Origin of the sequence: Streptomyces sp. NPDC087845 (genome assembly GCF_044742755.1) — a bacterium.
Taxonomy (GTDB): domain Bacteria; phylum Actinomycetota; class Actinomycetes; order Streptomycetales; family Streptomycetaceae; genus Streptomyces.
Genome location: NZ_JBIUVC010000001.1, coordinates 835,169 through 851,365 on the forward strand (window position 1 = coordinate 835,169; position 16,197 = coordinate 851,365).

17 protein-coding genes are annotated in these 16,197 nt (G+C 72.3%); 8 read left to right on the forward strand and 9 right to left on the reverse strand.

The features are described 5' to 3' along the window. Positions 1–30 precede the first annotated feature (30 nt). Positions 31–870 carry an ABC transporter ATP-binding protein gene (locus ACIOMQ_RS03840; RefSeq protein ID WP_402187754.1) on the forward strand — a complete coding sequence of 280 codons (840 nt, stop codon included), beginning with the start codon at positions 31–33 and terminating at the stop codon, positions 868–870. Beyond that, positions 867–2,519 (forward strand): transporter, encoded by a 1,653-nt coding sequence (locus ACIOMQ_RS03845; protein ID WP_401937023.1) that lies wholly within the window; start codon positions 867–869, stop codon positions 2,517–2,519. The genes ACIOMQ_RS03840 and ACIOMQ_RS03845 overlap by 4 nt, the downstream gene beginning before the upstream one ends. Positions 2,520–2,625: 106 nt before the next feature. On the opposite strand, the gene ACIOMQ_RS03850 is transcribed toward ACIOMQ_RS03845, so the two are convergent. After that, positions 2,626–3,519 carry an alpha/beta hydrolase gene (locus tag ACIOMQ_RS03850; protein ID WP_362196036.1) on the reverse strand — a complete coding sequence of 298 codons (894 nt, stop codon included), beginning with the start codon at positions 3,517–3,519 and terminating at the stop codon, positions 2,626–2,628. A 640-nt stretch (positions 3,520–4,159) separates the two neighbouring features. Next, positions 4,160–4,852: a metal-dependent transcriptional regulator gene (locus tag ACIOMQ_RS03855; RefSeq protein WP_362195488.1), complete on the reverse strand. Its 693-nt coding sequence runs from the start codon at positions 4,850–4,852 to the stop codon at positions 4,160–4,162. A gap of 222 nt (positions 4,853–5,074) precedes the next feature. Here ACIOMQ_RS03855 and ACIOMQ_RS03860 point away from each other — a divergent pair, with 222 nt between their 5' ends. Further along, positions 5,075–5,830, forward strand: a complete 756-nt coding sequence (locus ACIOMQ_RS03860; RefSeq protein ID WP_362195485.1) for an SIS domain-containing protein — start codon at positions 5,075–5,077, stop codon at positions 5,828–5,830. Positions 5,831–5,846: 16 nt separating this feature from the next. Here the strand turns inward: ACIOMQ_RS03860 and ACIOMQ_RS03865 are convergent, their stop codons facing one another. Both ACIOMQ_RS03865 and ACIOMQ_RS03870 read right to left on the reverse strand, forming a co-directional pair. Beyond that, positions 5,847–7,028: a sensor histidine kinase gene (locus ACIOMQ_RS03865; protein ID WP_402127450.1), complete on the reverse strand. Its 1,182-nt coding sequence runs from the start codon at positions 7,026–7,028 to the stop codon at positions 5,847–5,849. After that, positions 7,025–7,813, reverse strand: coding sequence for a response regulator transcription factor (locus ACIOMQ_RS03870; RefSeq protein ID WP_401263082.1), 789 nt, complete (start codon positions 7,811–7,813; stop codon positions 7,025–7,027). Before ACIOMQ_RS03870 ends, ACIOMQ_RS03865 begins: the two co-directional genes overlap by 4 nt. A gap of 127 nt (positions 7,814–7,940) precedes the next feature. On the opposite strand from ACIOMQ_RS03870, the gene ACIOMQ_RS03875 reads away from it, so the two are divergent. The 4 genes from ACIOMQ_RS03875 to ACIOMQ_RS03890 are packed head-to-tail and all read left to right on the forward strand — an operon-like array spanning position 7,941 to position 11,603. Further along, positions 7,941–8,474: a hypothetical protein gene (locus ACIOMQ_RS03875; protein WP_402127449.1), complete on the forward strand. Its 534-nt coding sequence runs from the start codon at positions 7,941–7,943 to the stop codon at positions 8,472–8,474. Continuing rightward, positions 8,453–9,529, forward strand: a complete 1,077-nt coding sequence (locus tag ACIOMQ_RS03880) for a peptidoglycan-binding protein (protein ID WP_402187757.1) — start codon at positions 8,453–8,455, stop codon at positions 9,527–9,529. The genes ACIOMQ_RS03875 and ACIOMQ_RS03880 overlap by 22 nt, the downstream gene beginning before the upstream one ends. After that, entirely contained in the window at positions 9,526–10,371 is an 846-nt protein-coding gene (locus tag ACIOMQ_RS03885; protein WP_401263079.1) for an ABC transporter ATP-binding protein, read from the forward strand. The genes ACIOMQ_RS03880 and ACIOMQ_RS03885 overlap by 4 nt, the downstream gene beginning before the upstream one ends. Next, positions 10,368–11,603, forward strand: a complete 1,236-nt coding sequence (locus ACIOMQ_RS03890) for an ABC transporter permease (protein ID WP_362195470.1) — start codon at positions 10,368–10,370, stop codon at positions 11,601–11,603. The genes ACIOMQ_RS03885 and ACIOMQ_RS03890 overlap by 4 nt, the downstream gene beginning before the upstream one ends. A 269-nt stretch (positions 11,604–11,872) precedes the next feature. Here the strand turns inward: ACIOMQ_RS03890 and ACIOMQ_RS03895 are convergent, their stop codons facing one another. Together ACIOMQ_RS03895 and ACIOMQ_RS03900 are read right to left on the reverse strand one after the other, a co-directional pair. Continuing rightward, on the reverse strand, positions 11,873–12,772 hold the full coding sequence (locus ACIOMQ_RS03895) for an oxygenase MpaB family protein (protein WP_402187759.1): 900 nt from the start codon (positions 12,770–12,772) through the stop codon (positions 11,873–11,875). An 18-nt stretch (positions 12,773–12,790) separates the two neighbouring features. Further along, positions 12,791–13,240, reverse strand: coding sequence for a UbiA family prenyltransferase (locus tag ACIOMQ_RS03900; RefSeq protein WP_402187761.1), 450 nt, complete (start codon positions 13,238–13,240; stop codon positions 12,791–12,793). 70 nt (positions 13,241–13,310) lie between these two features. Between ACIOMQ_RS03900 and ACIOMQ_RS03905 the strand changes: the two genes are divergently transcribed. Continuing rightward, positions 13,311–13,502 carry a hypothetical protein gene (locus ACIOMQ_RS03905; RefSeq protein WP_362195458.1) on the forward strand — a complete coding sequence of 64 codons (192 nt, stop codon included), beginning with the start codon at positions 13,311–13,313 and terminating at the stop codon, positions 13,500–13,502. Between the two features lie 94 nt (positions 13,503–13,596). Here ACIOMQ_RS03905 and ACIOMQ_RS03910 read toward each other — a convergent pair whose 3' ends face one another. From ACIOMQ_RS03910 to ACIOMQ_RS03920, 3 genes are all read right to left on the reverse strand, one after another. Beyond that, positions 13,597–14,508, reverse strand: a complete 912-nt coding sequence (locus ACIOMQ_RS03910) for a phosphatase PAP2 family protein (protein WP_401263074.1) — start codon at positions 14,506–14,508, stop codon at positions 13,597–13,599. Between the two features lie 96 nt (positions 14,509–14,604). Continuing rightward, entirely contained in the window at positions 14,605–15,564 is a 960-nt protein-coding gene (locus ACIOMQ_RS03915) for a hypothetical protein (protein ID WP_362195455.1), read from the reverse strand. Beyond that, the gene (locus ACIOMQ_RS03920) at positions 15,561–15,902 is read right to left on the reverse strand and encodes a PadR family transcriptional regulator (RefSeq protein WP_362195452.1); all 342 of its coding nucleotides are present in this window, start codon (positions 15,900–15,902) and stop codon (positions 15,561–15,563) included. The genes ACIOMQ_RS03915 and ACIOMQ_RS03920 overlap by 4 nt, the downstream gene beginning before the upstream one ends. Positions 15,903–16,197 lie beyond the last annotated feature (295 nt).

A 16,197-nucleotide genomic window follows, 5' to 3' on the forward strand; every position in this document is an offset into this window, starting at 1 on the left:
TATACGGGGACATTCGAAAGGCAACACATCATGCAGGACCGGACAGAAAAAGACAGATCCGTACGGGCGGGGGCAGCGGGAGAGGCGGGCGGAGCACCCACGGCGCCGCCCGCCGTTCGCGTGCAGGGGCTGTGGAAGCGGTTCGGGGAACAGACCGCGGTCGCAGGGATCGATCTGGAGCTGCCCGCAGGCAAGTTCATCGGTCTGGTGGGTCCCAACGGGGCGGGCAAGACCACCACGCTGTCGATGGTCACCGGGCTGCTCCGCCCCGACCACGGGCTGGTCGAGATCAGCGGCCACGACGTGTGGCGCGACCCGGTCGAGGTGAAGTCCAGGATCGGCGTGCTCCCCGAGGGGCTACGGCTCTTCGAACGCCTCTCTGGGCGCGAACTCCTCGCGTACACCGGCCGGTTGCGCGGGCTGCCGGGCGCCGAGGTGGACAAGCGGGCCACCCAGCTCCTCGACGTGCTCGGCCTGGCGGGCGCCCAGCACAAGCTGGTCGTCGACTACTCGACCGGCATGCGGAAGAAGATCGGGCTCGCGGCGGCGCTGCTGCACAACCCCGAAGTGCTCTTCCTCGACGAGCCGTTCGAGGGCGTCGACCCGGTGTCGGCGCAGACCATCCGCGAGGTCCTTGAGCGCTACACCCGCTCCGGGGCGACCGTCGTCTTCTCCAGCCATGTGATGGAGCTGGTGGAGTCCCTCTGCGACTGGGTGGCCGTCATGGCCGCCGGCACGATCCGGGCCCAGGGCACCCTGGCCGAGGTGCGCGGCGAGGCGTCCTCGCTGCAGAACGCCTTCCTCGAACTCGTCGGCGCGGGCTCCCGGACCACCGGCGACTCCCTGGACTGGCTGGGCGGCGACCGATGAGCGTGCTCGACACCCCCGTGGGCACCGCCGCCGGCCGGGGCGCCACGAGCGGCGCCGAGGGGCTCGTCCCCGTCTTCGTACGGCTCAAACTGACCCTGCTGCGCAACGGGCTGCGGCAGTCGGCCGGCCGCCGGGCCGCCTACATCACCTCCATCGTCTGCGCCCTGCTGATCGCCGCGAGCCAGCTGATCGCGCTGATCGCACTGCGCGGGCACGCCCATGTCGCCGCCCTCGTCGTCCTGCTGACCGGGGTGCTGGCGGTCGGCTGGGCCGTGATGCCGCTGTTCTTCCCCAGCGGTGACGAGACCCTCGACCCGAGCCGCCTGGTGATGCTGCCGCTGCGGCCGCGCCCGCTGATCTCGGCTTTGCTGGCTGCGTCGCTCGTCGGGATCGGTCCGCTGTTCACGTTCTGCCTGGCGGCCGGTTCGGTGGCCTCGGTGGCGCACGGGGCGGTGGGGGCGGTATTCGCCGTGGTGGCCGCGCCGCTCACACTGCTCCTGTGCGTGGCGCTGACACGTGCCGTGGCCACGGCCAACACCCGGCTGCTGACGTCGCGCAAGGGCCGCGATCTCGCGGTACTGAGCGGGCTCGTGATCGCGGTGGGCTTCCAGGTCGTCAACTTCGGTGCGCAGCGGCTCGGTCAGGCGGGCGGCCTCGCCGCGCTCGAACCGGCCGCGGACGTGGTGCGCTGGCTGCCGCCCGCCTCGGCGATCGGGGCCGTGGACTCGGCCTCGCGGGGCTCCTACGGGCAGGCCGCCGGACAGCTGCTGCTGGCCGCGGCGGCGCTGTTCGCGCTGCTGTGGCTGTGGCAGCGGAGTCTGGTGAAGCTGATGACGGCCCCGGACGGCTCGACCCTCGCTCCCGCCGGACCGGGCCGCGAGAAGTCCGGCGCGAGCGGCTCCAGGCTCTCCGCGCTGCTGCCCTCGGGGCGTACCGGACCGGTGATGGAGCGCAGTCTGCGGTACATCGCACGCGACCCGAAGACCAAGTCCGCCTGGGTCACGGCGCTGGCGATCGGGCTGATCGTGCCGATCATCAACGCGCTGCAGGGCACCGGCTCGATGTACTTCGCCTGCTTCGCGGCCGGAATGCTCGGCATCCAGATGTACAACCAGTTCGGCCAGGACACCTCCGCGTTCTGGATGGTGGCGCTGACGATCTCCTCCACCCGGGACGCCTACCTCGAACTGCGGGCGCGGGCCCTGGCGCTGCTGCTGATCACCCTGCCGTACACGGCCCTGGTGACGGTGGTGACGGCGGCGGTGCTCGGCGACTGGGGTGCGCTGCCGGGGGTCATGGGGCTTTCGTTCTCCCTGCTGGGCGCGATGCTGGCAACGGGTGCGGTGGCGTCGGCGAACTTCCCGTACTCGATCCCGCAGGACGGGGCGTTCAAGAACGTGGCACCGGGGCAGGCCGGGCTCGCCTGGATCTCGATCTTCGGCGGCATGGTCTCGGCGGCGGTGCTCTGCGCGCCCGTGATCGCGGTGACGATCTGGCTGCACGTCGCCGATCTGGAGCAGTGGCTGTGGGTGCTGCTGCCCGCCGGGACCGTGTACGGGGCGCTGATCTCCTGGGCGGGGCTGCGGCTCGCCGCTCCCCGGACGGCGAACCGGCTCCCGGAGATCCTGGCCGCGGTCAGCAAGGGCTGAGAAGAACGGGGCCCGCGGGGCCCGCCCCCGTACGGCCCGTGAGGCCCGCCCTCCGTGCGGCCGTCCCCTTCTCATGGGGAGGCGGGTCTCATGGGGAGACGGCTTCCTACGGGGATACGGGCTCGCGGTGTCCCTGGGGGTCCTCGGCGAACTGCTCCAGGAAGGGTTCGACCGCCGCGCGCCAGCCCTCCGGCTGGTCGTAGTGGACGAGATGACCGGCGTCGGCCACCTCCGCGTACTGCCCGCGCGGCAGTACGCGGACCATCTCCTGGGCCTCCGCCCGGCCCAGCTCGCCGTCGAGACCGCGGAGCACCAGGGTCGGGCACCGGACCTGCGCCAGCTCCTCCCAGTGCGCGTCGAACACCCAGGTCGCGCGGGACCGGAGCATCTGGCGGCGGGAGAAGACGGGGCGCCAGCCGTCGGCCCGCTCGGCCATCACCTCGGCGAAGAACTCGCCCCGGGCCGGGTTGGGCCGCTCCACCCAGGGGTCGTCCTCGCCGAACCACTTCCGTACGTCGGAGAGCGTCGCGAACGGCACCGGCCAGGACGTGAACCAGTCCTCCCACTCCCGCTGCGAGGCCGCGCCGAGCGCGGAGGCCCGCATGTCGCAGATGACCAGCGCCCGGACGAGATCGGGGCGCTTCGCGGCGAGCTGCCAGGCGGTGAGCGCTCCCATCGAGTGTCCGACGAGGGTGACGGGGGCGAGGTCGAGCTGTTCGATCGCCGCCTCGGCGTCGGCGACGTACGCCTCACGGGTGTAGGGGCCCTCGGCCGGCTTCTCGCTGCGGCCGTGCCCGCGCTGGTCGAGGCCGACGGCGCGGTGCCGCTCGGCGAGCCAGCGGGTGGTCGAGGCCCAGTGCGAGGCCCGGCCCATCAGGCCGTGGAGCAATAAGATCCCGGGGGCGCGTTCGCCCTCCGTGCGCCTTTTTGGCGGGTCGGCGAACTCCCAGGCCGCGAGGCGTACGCCGTCGGTCCCGGTCACATCGATGCGCCGCACCATATGTTCTGGCACCCCCTTCTGGTCCTCGATCACCGCTTGATCCCGCTCGATCACCGCGTGGTCGCACCACGCCAGACTATCGAACCTTTATTCGAAAACCGGGTTCCGGCAGCCAAGACCCCTCGTTCGAGTGACCGGCTCCAAGGGTTGATGGCAGCCGCGGAGGGGAGACCTTCACCGGGAGGCGGGCCACTCGGGGATGAGGGCCCGCAGGGACCGACCCCGAGAGCTCGGGGCTCCGGGTCGAAACAGGGGAGGACAGGCCCCGGCGCCGCACGGCGCCGGGGCCCTCTGCTGTCCTACGGGGCACGATCGGCACCGGAGCGCATGCGCGGGCGGCTGGCGCCGGAGCGCATGCGCGGGCGGCCGGGAGCGCGGCAGCGGCCTTCCGGGGCGCGCGCCGGGCATGCCGAATACGCCGAACGAGCACGTACGACGGGCGCATGCGCCTGCTCCCTCCCCGACCGCGCGGCCAGATGGCCGACACTCTCAGGTATGCCTCAGCCACAGCCTGGCACGGGATCCGTCCGGGCGCTGCGGTTCCGGACGGAAAAACAGCAAGCGGACGTCATGATTCAGCGCCTGTCGGCACCCCGTACCTTCGTTCGCGTATCTGTTCGCGTATCTGTTCGTATATCCGTCAGCGCTTGGCCACGAACACGTGCGAGGCGACCTCGGTGTCCAGCTCCGCCGCCTCGCCGCTGCTGCCGACCAGCACCCCGCCGGGCGACTGCGTCACACTGACCACGGAACCGGGCTGCACACCCGCCCGCCGCAGCGTGTACATCAGCTGGGCGTCCGTCTGGATCGGCTCACCGATCCGGCGCACGACGACCGTCTTGCCCTCGGTGCCCGGGTCGAGCTCCGACAGGCTCACCATGCCCTCGTCGAGGAACGGATCCGCCTCGGCCTTCTCGCCCAGCTCCTCCAGGCCCGGGATCGGATTCCCGTACGGGGACTCCGTCGGGTGGCGCAGCAGCTCCAGCACCCGCCGCTCCACGGCCTCGCTCATCACATGCTCCCAGCGGCACGCCTCGGCGTGGACCTGCTCCCACTCCAGGCCGATCACGTCGACGAGCAGGCACTCGGCGAGCCGGTGCTTGCGCATGACGCGGGTCGCGAGGCGGCGCCCCTCGTCGGTCAGCTCCAGGTGGCGGTCGCCCGCGACCTGCACCAGGCCGTCGCGCTCCATGCGCGCCACCGTCTGGCTCACCGTCGGACCGCTCTGGTCCAGCCGTTCCGCAATCCGGGCGCGCATGGGGACCACGCCTTCCTCTTCGAGTTCGAGGATGGTGCGGAGATACATCTCCGTGGTGTCGATCAGTCCGGACATTCGTGCCCCTCGATGCTGTGACAGGAAAAACGTCGTGCGCTGGCCCTCACCCAATTCTGACGCATACCGCTGACAACCGTGTCGTGCCGACCGAACACCGCGCAGCGGAGCGGCGCGGGCGGTATTGACAGGCCACTGGTCCAGACCGCAACGTGATCCGCGGCACGGACGCCTCACGACCATGTCCCCTCGTACTTCTTCCCCGCCGGAAAGGGCTCCTCGATGAGCGACAGCAAGCTGGCCGGTCAGTTCTTCGACGCAGCGATCGGCCTGCTGGAGCGGGTACGCGACGAGGAGTCCGGCAACATCGCGGCCGCCGGTGCCGCGATCGCCGACACCGTCGCGGCGGGCGGCAGGCTCTTCGCCTTCGGCGCCGGTCACTCCTCGCTCGCCGCCCAGGACGTCGTCTACCGGGCGGGCGGCCTCGCCCTGATGAACCTGCTGGCCGTCCCGGGGACGGTCGGCGTCGACGTCATGCCGGCGACCCTCGGCTCGGCGCTGGAGCGGGTCGACGGGCTGGCGGGCGCGGTCCTCGACTCCAGCCCCGCCAGGGCGGGCGACGTCCTCGTGATCATCTCGCTCTCCGGGCGCAACGCGCTCCCGGTGGACATGGCGATGAACGCGCGCGCGCTCGGTCTGAAGGTCATCGGCGTCACCTCGGTCGCGTACGCGGACGGCACCCGGTCCCGGCACGCCTCGGGCGGCTTCCTGCGGGACCACTGCGACATCGTGCTCGACAGCAAGATCTCCATCGGCGACGCGGAGCTGACCACCGAGGGGATCGAGGCGCCGTTCGGGCCCGCGTCGACGGTGGTCACCAGCGCGGTGATGCAGGCGATGATGGCCGCCGCGGCGGAGCAGCTCGTGGCGCGCGGGATCGAGCCGCCGATGCTGCGGTCGGGGAACGTCGACGGCGGTCACGAGTGGAACGGGCGCGTCATGACGGAGTACCGGGACCGGATCTTCTACCGGCGCTGATCGCGCCGGGCCGCCGTCAGGCGCACGTCGGCAGCACGACCCGGACCGTCAGTCCGCCGCCCGGGTTCGCCGTCGCACTCGCCTCGCCGCCGTGCGCCCTCGCGATCGACGCCACGATGGAGAGCCCCAGACCGGCCCCCTCACCGGGAGCGTGGCGGCGGGCCTGCGCCCGGCGGAACGGCTCGAACAGCAGCGGCACGGTCGCCGGGTCCACCACCGGCCCGGTGTTGGCGACCTCCAGACCGCCCGGCCCCACCCGGATCCGTACCGTCCCGCCGGGGTGGTTGTGGCGCAGCGCGTTGGCGACCAGGTTGTGCACGAGGTGGTCCAGCAGGACCGGGTCGCCCTCGACCGGCAGCGGCCGGACCTCCGCATCGACGGTGATGGACCGCGCCTTCGCCTCCGCCTCCAGCGCCTCGGTCACCGTGGCCGCGGTCGCGTCCAGTCCGACCCGCTCGCGCCGCCGCAGGCCCTCGTCGGAGACCGCGAGGAGCAGCAGTCCCTCGATGAGCTGCTCGCTGCCGATGGCGGTGTCGATGAGCTTGTCCCGGATCCAGGCGACCTTCTCGGGCGGCGGGTCGTCGGCGAGGCCGATCTCGGCTGCGGCCCGCTGCACGGCGAGCGGGGTGCGCAGCTCGTGGGCGGCGTTGGCGGCGAACCGCTGCCGGGCGGCGACCAGCTCCTCGATCCGGTCGAGCATCCCGTCGAAGGTGTCGGCCAGTTCCTTGAGCTCGCCGGGCGGGGCCTTCAGCGCGAGGCGTTCGTGCAGGTTGCTGCCGGAGAGCCGGCGGGCGCGGGCGGTGATGACGCCGACCGGCCGCAGCACCCGGCCCGCCATCCACCAGGCGAGCGCGACGGAGAGCGCCGAGTAGACGGCGAGGGAGACCCCGGAGACCGTCAGCAGCTGGTTGAGCGCGGCGTCCCCGGCGGCGGTGCTGACCCTCCGCGCCACCGCGTACTGCCCGGGTTCCATGACCACGGTCTGCGCCCAGTCCGACACAGGCAGCTCGGGCGCGGTGGCCACGCCCGACCGGATGGCGGGGGTGGCCCCGTCGGGGACCGCCGGGGCCACCGCGGTCAGCACACTGGCGTAGAGGCCCTCACTGACCAGCAGGTAGACCAGCCCCATCAGCAGGGCGCCGGCCAGCACCAGCAGTCCGCCGTACAGCGCGGTGAGCCGGGCGCGCTCGCTGCTCACGGACCCTCTCCCCACCAGTCCGCGGAGCCGTCGTCCGGCTGGTCCGCGGGCCCGTTCACCGGTCCGGTCGCGCCGCCGCCCGCCGGTCCGCCCGCGGGGCCGTGGTCCCCCGGCCGGTCAGCGAGGCCGTCCCCGATGCGGTAGCCGGCCCCCGGGACCGTCTCGATCACCGGGGGCGCGCCCAGTTTGGCGCGGAGCTTGGACAGGGTGACCCGGACCGCGTTGGTGCGGTAACTGGTGTCCTCCTCCCACACCTCCTCGATCAGGTCGTCGCCGCTGACGACCGCGCCCTCGGCCCGCAGCAGGGTCTCCAGCACGGCGAACTCCTTGCGGGAGAGCGAGAGGTAGCGGCCGTCGCGGCAGACCTGGCGGCGGGCGGTGTCCAGCGTCAGCCCGGCCCGTTCCAGGACCGGCGGGAGAGCCGGGCGGGCACGGCGGCCGAGCGCCAGGACGCGGGCGAGGAGTTCGTCGTACGCGAACGGCTTGGTCAGGTAGTCGTCGGCGCCGAGCCCGAGGCCGGCCACCCGGTCGCGTACCGTCCCGGACGCGGTGAGCATCAGGATCCGGGTCAGCAGGCGCATTCCGACGACCTGCCGGCACACCTCGTCGCCGTGCAGCCCCGGCAGATCGCGGTCGAGGATCATCACGTCGTACGCGCCGAACCGAAGCCGGTCCAGCGCCGCCCGGCCGTCCGTGGCGATGTCCACCGCGACGGCGTCGCGGCGCAGCCCCTCGGCGATCATCCCGGCCAGGAATTCCTCGTCCTCCACCACCAGCACACGCATGGGTCCTGTGTAACCGAAAGCGGTGTTTCGCCGGTGTAAACATCCGGCCTGAGAGAAACGAAACCGGCTCCTCACGCACGCTCGGGCCATTCGTACCCGGCCTGTCAGCAACGGACGAGGAGCCCTCATGAACCCGACCATGTCCCGCCGGACCACCACCCGCTCACAAAGTCGCGGCGTCGCCGCCGCCTGCCTGATCGCCGCCGCCGTCGTCCTGTCGGCCACCGCCTGCTCGGGCGACGGGGGCGGAAGCGGAAGCGGAACCAAGAGCGCCGGATCTGCTTCGGACACCAAGAAGACGGACGAGGACCGGGCCCTGGAGCACCGCAAGTGCCTGCGGGAGCACGGCCTGGACATCGCGGAGCCGAAGCCGGGCGAGGACGGCCGCGCCATGACCGTCAACGGCGGCGGCAAGAGCAAGGAGGAGATGGAGAAGGCGTTCAAGGCCTGCCAGGACAAGGCGGTCGGCGGCGGGGCCAAGGAGATGACCCAGGCCGACAAGGACAAGATGCTCGCCTTCGCCCGGTGCATGCGCAAGAACGGCATCGACATGCCCGACCCGAAGTTCGACGGCGGGATGGCGCAGGCGCCCGCGACGCAGCAGAAGGACATGAAGAAGTTCGAGAAGGCCAACGCGGCGTGCGAAAGCGCCGGGCGGTGAGGCGCGGACGGGTCGTGGTGGCCGCCGCGGCGGTGCTCGCCGTGGCGGCCGGGTCACTGGCTCTCACCCAGTTCGGCTCCGCCGGGGAGACGGGTGGCCCGAAGAACACCGGGCTGCCCCCGGCCACCGCCGCGATCGAGCGCGGCGACCTGCGCGACAGCGCCCAGGCGGACGGGACGCTCGGCTACGACAAGCAGCGCAAGGTCAACGCGGGCGGGGCGGGCACCATGACCTGGACGCCGCGCACCGGCTCGACGGTCAAGCGGAACGAGCGGCTGTACGAGGTCGACGGCCGGGCGGTGTGGCTGATGTACGGCTCGGGGCCGATGTACCGGACGCTGAAGCCGGGCGACCGGGGCCGGGACGTGGAGCAGCTGGAGCGCAATCTCGTGGAGCTCGGCTACACCGGCTTCACCCCGGACGACGAGTACACCGAGCTGACCGCGGCCGCCGTCAAGCGCTGGCAGAAGTCCCACGACAGCAAGCGGACCGGAACGGTGGGGCCGCAGGACATCGCCTTCGCCCCGGGGGAGGTGCGGATCAAGAGCGTCGAGGCGGCCGTCGGCGAACTGGCCCAGCCCGGCGCTCCGGTCCTCACCACGACCGGCTCCGAGCGCATCGTGACGTTCGAGCTCGACGTCGCCGAGAGCCGGCTCGCCAAGGCGGGCACCAAGGTCACCGTCGATCTGCCGGACGGCAGCAGCGCGGCCGGGTCGGTCTCCTCGGTCGGCCGGACGGCGAAGCCCGGCAAGGACCCGCAGGACAACAGCCCCAAGGTCACCCTGACCGTCTCCTTCGACAAGCCGGACAAGGTCGGCGGCTTCGACCAGGCGCCGGTCACGGTGAACCTGACCGGCGAGCTGCACAAGGACGTCCTCAGCGTCCCGGTGAACGCGCTGCTCGCGCTGCCCGCCGGCGGCTTCGGCCTCCAGGTCGTCCAGGGCGGCACGGTCCGCGACGTGAAGGCCGAGCTCGGCATGTTCGCCGGGGGCCGGGTCGAGGTGTCCGGCGGCGGGCTGCGCGAGGGCATGAAGGTCGGGGTGCCGAAGATATGAGCACGGTCGTCGGCCTCAGCGGCGTCACCAAGGAGTACCCGGGCCCGGTCGCCGCCCTGCGCGGGGTGGACCTCACCGTCGAGGAGGGCGAACTCCTCGGCATCGTCGGCCCGTCCGGCTCCGGCAAGTCCACACTGCTGCACATCATCGGCACCCTGGACCGCCCCACCGCCGGGTCCGTCCACATCGCGGGGCACGACGTGGCGGCGCTCTCCGACCGCAGGCTCTCCGCGCTGCGTGCCCAGCACGTCGGCTTCGTCTTCCAGGCGTTCCACCTGGTGCCGGGCGTCAGCGCCCGCGACAACGTCGCGGAGGGCCTGCTGTACTCGGGCCTGTCCCGTGCCGTACGCCGCCGCAGGGCCGCCGACGCGCTGGAGCGGGTCGGGCTCGCCGACCGCCTCGACCACAGGCCGCACCAGCTCTCCGGCGGACAGAAGCAGCGGGTCGCCATCGCGCGGGCCGTCGTGGGGGAACCCGCGCTGCTGCTGGCCGACGAACCGACCGGGGCGCTCGACTCGGCGTCCGGGGCAGCGGTGATGGAGCTGCTGCGCGACCTCAACCGGGAGGGCGCCACCATCGCGGTCATCACGCACGACACCGAGATCGCCCGGGACCTGCCGCGCGAGGTGCGCATCCGGGACGGCCAGGTGGTCGCGGACGTACGCAATCCGTCCGCGGACACACGCGATGCGTCTGCTGACGTACGCGCCCCGTCCACGGACGTACGCGACCCGTCCACCGGAATGCGCGATCCGTCCGCGGACGTACGCGAGGGAGCCGGGAACGGCCGCTCCCCCGCCGCCACGGCAGCGGACCACGCCGCGACGGGAGCGGACCAGTGAGGGCGCGGCGCGCGGACCGCGACACCGGCGGCCGGGGCCGGGGACAGCTGAGAGCGGCCCGGCTCCGCCCCCGGGACGTGCTGCACGTCGGCTCGGCGGGGCTGCGCAGCCGGCCGATGCGGGTCGTGCTCTCCGCCCTGGGCATCGCCATCGGCATCGCGACGATGATCTCGGTGGTGGGCATCTCCGCCTCCAGCCAGGCCCAGCTGCTCCGGGAGCTCGACAAGCTGGGCACCAACCTGCTCGTGGCCTCCCCCGGCGACTCGATGTTCGCCGGGGAGGACGTCAAGCTGCCCGAGGCCGCGGTCGGGATGGTGGGCCGGATCAAGGGCGTCCACGAGGTGGGCGCGACCGCCGACCTCGACACGACCGCACGGCGCAACGAGAAGATCGACAAGGACGATACGGGCGGGATCACCGTCAAGGCGGCCACCGGCGACCTGCTGCGGGTGCTGCGCGGCGAGGTCCGCAGCGGCGCCTGGCTCAACGACGCGACCGGACGCTACCCCTCCGTCGTGCTCGGCCATGTCTCCGCGGAGCGTCTCGGCATCACCGCTCCGGGCCGGCAGGTGTGGATCGGCGACCGGTACTTCACCGTGGTCGGCATCCTCGCCCCGCTGCCGCTCGCACCGGAGATCGAGCGCTCCGCACTGGTCGGCTGGGAGGGCGCGAAGCGCCTGCTGGGCTTCGAGGGCCACCCGACGTCGGTGTACGAGCGCTCGGCCGACGCGGCGGTGCAGGACGTGCGCAAGGTCATGGCGGCGACCGTCGACCCGCAGAACCCGCAGAACGTGAAGGTCACCGACCCGTCGTCGGCACTCCGGGCGAAGGCGGCGACCGAGGGGGCGTTCAGCAGCCTGCTGCTGGGCCTGGGCGGCATCGCGCTGCTCGTCGGCGGCGTCGGGGTCGCCAACACCATGATCATCTCGGTGCTGGAGCGGCGGTACGAGATCGGGCTGCGCCGCTCGCTCGGCGCGACCCGGGGCCAGATCCGCATCCAGTTCGTCACGGAATCGCTGATGCTCTCCGGCCTGGGCGGCCTGGCGGGCGTGGCGCTCGGCGCGGCGGCGACCGGGGTGTACGCGTACTCCGGCGGGCTGCCCTGGGTGGTGCCGCCGTGGGCGGTCGGCGGCGGCTTCGGCGCGACGCTGGTGATCGGCACGATCGCGGGCCTCTACCCGGCAGTGCGGGCGTCCCGCCTCTCACCGACGCTGGCGCTGCACGCGGCATGAGGACGGGCCCCGGCCGGGGGCGGTGCCGGGCTCCGCGACGGAGCGGCCGGCACCGCCCCCGGCCGGGCCGCGTCACCGCGCTCCCCGCCGGACCCCGCAGCATCGCCATCGGATGCGCAGGCGGTCGCCACAGCCCTGTCGACCGGACTCCGGACTACGGGAGGAAACGCCGGGCGGGAGCCTGACCGCGCCCGGTCGTGAAACCCGGTGAGCCGCCGGTTCCCCTCCACCGAAGCATGCTGCTGCCGGACGCCTCGGAGTTCTCGGCGTCATCCCTGCCGCGCCCCCGCCAGCCGCCCCCGTGCGGCGGCCTGGATCCGGGAGGGCCCGAGCCCCCACTGGAGGGTGCGTCCGACGGCCGTCGCCAGGGGCCGGTCCCAGCCGGTGCGGACGGGGGCCGGGCGGTGGATGCCGAGTTCGGTGCGGGCCCAGTCGGGGAGGAGTCCGACCGAGGCGTTCGTGAGCAGGCTTACGACCAGCCGCTCCCGTCGTGTGCGTCCGAAGCGGCGGAGGAACAGCACCGACTCCAACGCGGCCGCAGTGGCGTGGAGTTGGGGGCGGAGGCGAGCCAGGTACCGCTCGGCTTCGAGGGACGTGCGCGGTACGTTCCGTGCGCCCAACACCTCGGCCATGGGGGCGACTTGGCGGTAGTAGGCGTCGCACTCGGCGGGGGTCAGCCGGAGCGGCCGGGGTGCGTAGGCCTGGTGGCCGGCGAGGAAGCTGCGTACCTCGGCGGTGTGCACCCAGGTGAGGAGGTCGGGGTCGTCCGCGCGGTACGGCCGGCCGTCGGGGGCAGTGCCGTGCACCCGGGTGTGGATCCGCCGGACGAGGTCGATCACCTCGCGGGCGGCGGCCGCGGAGCCGAAGGTGGTCGTGGTGATGAACCGTACGGTTCCGTTCAGCCGCCCGACCGGATCGGCGCGGAAGTCGGAGTGCTGGTCGACCCCCGCCATGGCCAGCGGATGCAGCGACTGGAGCATGAGCGCGGCGAACCCGCCGGTGAGCATCCCCGTGGCCTGCCCGTGCACCCGCCACACCGGATCCCCCGGCGCGATCCCGAACAGCCCGGGATCACCGGGCGGCCCCGCATACCGCTCCAGCTTGAGATCCCCGCCGTGCATGGTCGCCGTGAGTTCCGCCGCGATCCGTTCCCGCAGTCCCACCAGCACCTCCAGGATCCGTGCCCCTCAGCCGAGGGTACCGACCCGCCCGGCGAGCACGGCCACGAGGATGAGCAGTCCGCACAGAGGATTGCTGCCGAACGCCCGCCCGCAGGCTCCGGCATCCGCAGGGTCGGCCCGCCATACCTGCCATCCCAACTGCCCCGCGACCACGCCCAGTCCGGGCCAGTACAGCGACCCGAGCCCGGCCACGATCCCGAACCAGGCGAGCAGCACCACACACCCCGCGTACACGCCGCCCACCACCACCCGGCTGCGCCGCCCCAGCAGCACGGCGGCCGACCGCACCCCGGCCCGCACATCGGCCTCCCGGTCCTGGCAGGCGTAGATCACGTCCGTCACCACGGACCAGCAGATCAGCGCCCCGTACAGCACCCCGTACACCAGGAGCAGCAGCCCGAGCAGGCCCCCGTCCCGGGGCCCGGGGCTTGTGAGGCGACGGTCATACCGATTCATGCCCCTTTCCAGGGGGGATTGCATGCCGATCGGTCCAACCCAGCCCCGGCCAGGTGGTGCCTTCAAATGGTTGAGCGGTGGATCACGATCAGGGGTACGTCGACATGAACTGCCGGATGCCGAGCGGGAGTTCGTCCGGCCGCTGCTGCCCGAGTCGTTGCGGGGCAGGAAGCGGCTGGACGACACCCGCTACGAGAAGACCACCGAGCCCTACCGGACAGCCGTCACCCTCGCATCGCTCTTGATGTGGGCTGACATGTAAAGACAACTCCCGGACGGCTTCTACGACTGGGCGGTGGCGTCGGACCGCCGCTTCGCGAGGATGCGCCGGTTCCCGCCCGGAGCGGGCCGGGTGGTCACCCCCGTGCGGGGCGTGTGCGGCGTGCGGGGCGTGCGGGGCCCTCCGCTGCGGTGTACCAGAACAGGGCCGCGCACAGGAAGGCCGCTGCCGCGAAGACCAGCGATTGTGTGACGGAGTCGTCGCGTGCGCCGGCGGCGAGCGCGCCGGCCGCTGACAGTGCGAGGGCGATGGCCGGCAGCGCACGAGGGCGCCGCATGACGCCCGGTGCGGCGGCGGGTGGCAGCAGCCGGGCCGCGAGGCTGTAGCAGGCACAGGCCAGCAGTGTGGAGCCCAGCACGTCGCTGGGCCGGTGGTGGTAGGTGGCCTGGACGGCGCCGGCGGTGACGGCGAGCCACAGCATGCCGGCCGCTGTCACGTAGGGGCGGATGCGAGGGGAAGCGACGAGGACGGCGCCGAGGGCCAGCCCGGCGGGGATGGCCGCGTGCCCACTGGGGAAGCTCGGCTCGATGAGGCTGACGCGCGCGCCGACCAGGTCGGGGCGGGGCAGGATCGTCCTGGTGAGTTCCTTGCTCCCGAGCGTGGCCATGACGACCCCGATCGCCGCGCACCCTTGCCACCAGCACCTCCGGACCAGGGTGACGGCCACGATGACCGCGATGCCCACGAGCAGGGTGGGCATCGCGGTCTGGTCCAGGGGCGGCAGGGCCGGCGAATCGTAGGCCGTCCCCGACCAGTCGTAGATCCATGCCGGGTTGGCGCCGTTGTTGTTGAACAGGGCATTTTCCGCCCGTTGCCCGAACGGGGTGCAGACGGCGATCAGGTAGACCGCCAGGAACCCCACGAGGCACAGCAGAGCCGAGATCCATGGCCGCATCGTCCGCGAAGGGCTGCGTTCGGCCGTGGCCCCGGGGACCTGTCCGGGGGTGTCCGGGTGCGTGGGCAGGGTCGAGTGATCTTGCTGAGTCATCGTTTTCTTTCCATGTCCGTCGGCAGCAGTTCGGTCACGTGCCTCCTCCGGCACGCAAGGGGCCGACGGGCTCGGCCGGCCCACCGGAATCTGCTCCTATTCGAGGAGCGCCTGGCCCTGCCGGCGCTGGGCGGCGATCGCCAGGGCCGGGAGGGGCGCGATCAGGAGGAGGAGAACGACCAGGTCCGGCAGGGACTGCATGAACCAGTTCGGCTGGATGACGATCGCCTGCGTGCGGATGAACGCGAACGCCGCGACGGGGATCAGCCACCGGTAGTCCCCGGTGGCGGCCGTCGCCACCCACGCGGCGATCAGCGCGGCGACTTCGAGGGCGAACAGGCCGCGTTGGAAGGCCGGACCGATGGAGATGATGTGCAGGCCCCCGGCCACGAACATGGCGAGCACGACGGGGACCAGCCGGCGGTACGAGTGGCGTCGCAGCCGGCTGGGACGGCAGACCGCCAGCACGGCGCACGCGGTGCACAGTACCCCCGACAGCGCCAGGTCACGGGCCGATATCGGGGCGCCCAGCCCGTAATAGCCCAGGCCCACCTTGCCCTCGTCGCCGAAGAGCGTATTGCTGTTGAACGTGGCACCGGCGCAGATCATCGCCGCCGCGGCCGGCAGTGCGATCCACGGCTTGCCGCGCAGCAGGGCGATCAGGCAGACCAGCGGAAGCAGCCCGTAGGGCAGGAGCCGCGTCCGCGTGCCGGGACCTTGCGCCCACGGGTACCAGCCGGAGAAGTGGAAGGCGATGGCATGCCGGCCGGGATCGATGTGCAGTCCCCAGTGCCAGACATCCTGCAGGTACGGCACCAGCGCCAGCGCGGCGAGGACGAGAGCGGTCAGATGGATGCCGTCCAGCCACCACGGCCGGGCCGTGTCGTCGACGACGGCACGGGCGCGGGCCTGCACCCCGGCACGCGCCAAGGCCACGACCTCCTGCGGCGGGGGCCAGGAACGGCCGGGATACGCCTCGGCCAGGCAGTCCAGCAGCTCCTCACCCTGCCGGGAACGGTAGGACTTGGGGTAGGCAGCAAGCAGCAGACGGTTCATGCCCGGGCCACTCCGACATCCCGCGAGCGTCCGATGACGACGGCTGCCGCCTGCTGCATCCGCAGCGCCTCCCGGCCGAGCACCTGGGTGCCGTCCTCCGTGAGCCGGTAGTAGCGCCGCGCCCGCCCGTCCACGATCTCCTCGCGGTCGGCGGCCACCAGCCCGGCCCGCTCGAATCGCTCCAGCGCGCCATAGAGAGTGCCGACAGCGATCCGGAGCCGCCCGTCGGTGGCCCGCTCGGCAGCCTTGATGATGCCGTAACCGTGCAACGGCCCGTCCATGAGCGCAGCAAGGATGAAGTACTGCGGTTCCGTCAGGGACGGGTTCTGCCTTGTCATGCGTCGAGCATATATCGAGCTACGAAATATATCCGCCGGCCCTGGGTGAGCACGGCAGCGCCTCCACGCCCGCAGCGGGCGTCACCCTCTCAGGAACAATCCGACTCCACGTATCCCGCCCCAGGAACAGCCCCACGCCCCACCGCCACACAGGACACCGGCTTAATTCGGTTGTGCGGTCCCGGAAGGGTTCCTAGGCTGCTGTCAGCGATGAAAGGAGGTGATCCGAAAAGTGCAGTCTTATCGGATTCGTGAGGTGGCTGCGGGCTGACAGCCCGTCGTCGCACACAGTGCA

Coding starts and splice junctions, on each gene's coding strand:
- ACIOMQ_RS03840 (WP_402187754.1), top strand. CDS start 31: ATGCAGGACCGGACAGAAAAAGACAGATCCGTACGGGCGGGGGCAGCG.
- ACIOMQ_RS03845 (WP_401937023.1), top strand. CDS start 867: ATGAGCGTGCTCGACACCCCCGTGGGCACCGCCGCCGGCCGGGGCGCC.
- ACIOMQ_RS03850 (WP_362196036.1), bottom strand. CDS start 3,519: ATGGTGCGGCGCATCGATGTGACCGGGACCGACGGCGTACGCCTCGCG.
- ACIOMQ_RS03855 (WP_362195488.1), bottom strand. CDS start 4,852: ATGTCCGGACTGATCGACACCACGGAGATGTATCTCCGCACCATCCTC.
- ACIOMQ_RS03860 (WP_362195485.1), top strand. CDS start 5,075: ATGAGCGACAGCAAGCTGGCCGGTCAGTTCTTCGACGCAGCGATCGGC.
- ACIOMQ_RS03870 (WP_401263082.1), bottom strand. CDS start 7,813: ATGCGTGTGCTGGTGGTGGAGGACGAGGAATTCCTGGCCGGGATGATC.
- ACIOMQ_RS03875 (WP_402127449.1), top strand. CDS start 7,941: ATGAACCCGACCATGTCCCGCCGGACCACCACCCGCTCACAAAGTCGC.
- ACIOMQ_RS03885 (WP_401263079.1), top strand. CDS start 9,526: ATGAGCACGGTCGTCGGCCTCAGCGGCGTCACCAAGGAGTACCCGGGC.
- ACIOMQ_RS03900 (WP_402187761.1), bottom strand. CDS start 13,240: ATGAATCGGTATGACCGTCGCCTCACAAGCCCCGGGCCCCGGGACGGG.
- ACIOMQ_RS03910 (WP_401263074.1), bottom strand. CDS start 14,508: ATGACTCAGCAAGATCACTCGACCCTGCCCACGCACCCGGACACCCCC.
- ACIOMQ_RS03915 (WP_362195455.1), bottom strand. CDS start 15,564: ATGAACCGTCTGCTGCTTGCTGCCTACCCCAAGTCCTACCGTTCCCGG.
- ACIOMQ_RS03920 (WP_362195452.1), bottom strand. CDS start 15,902: ATGACAAGGCAGAACCCGTCCCTGACGGAACCGCAGTACTTCATCCTT.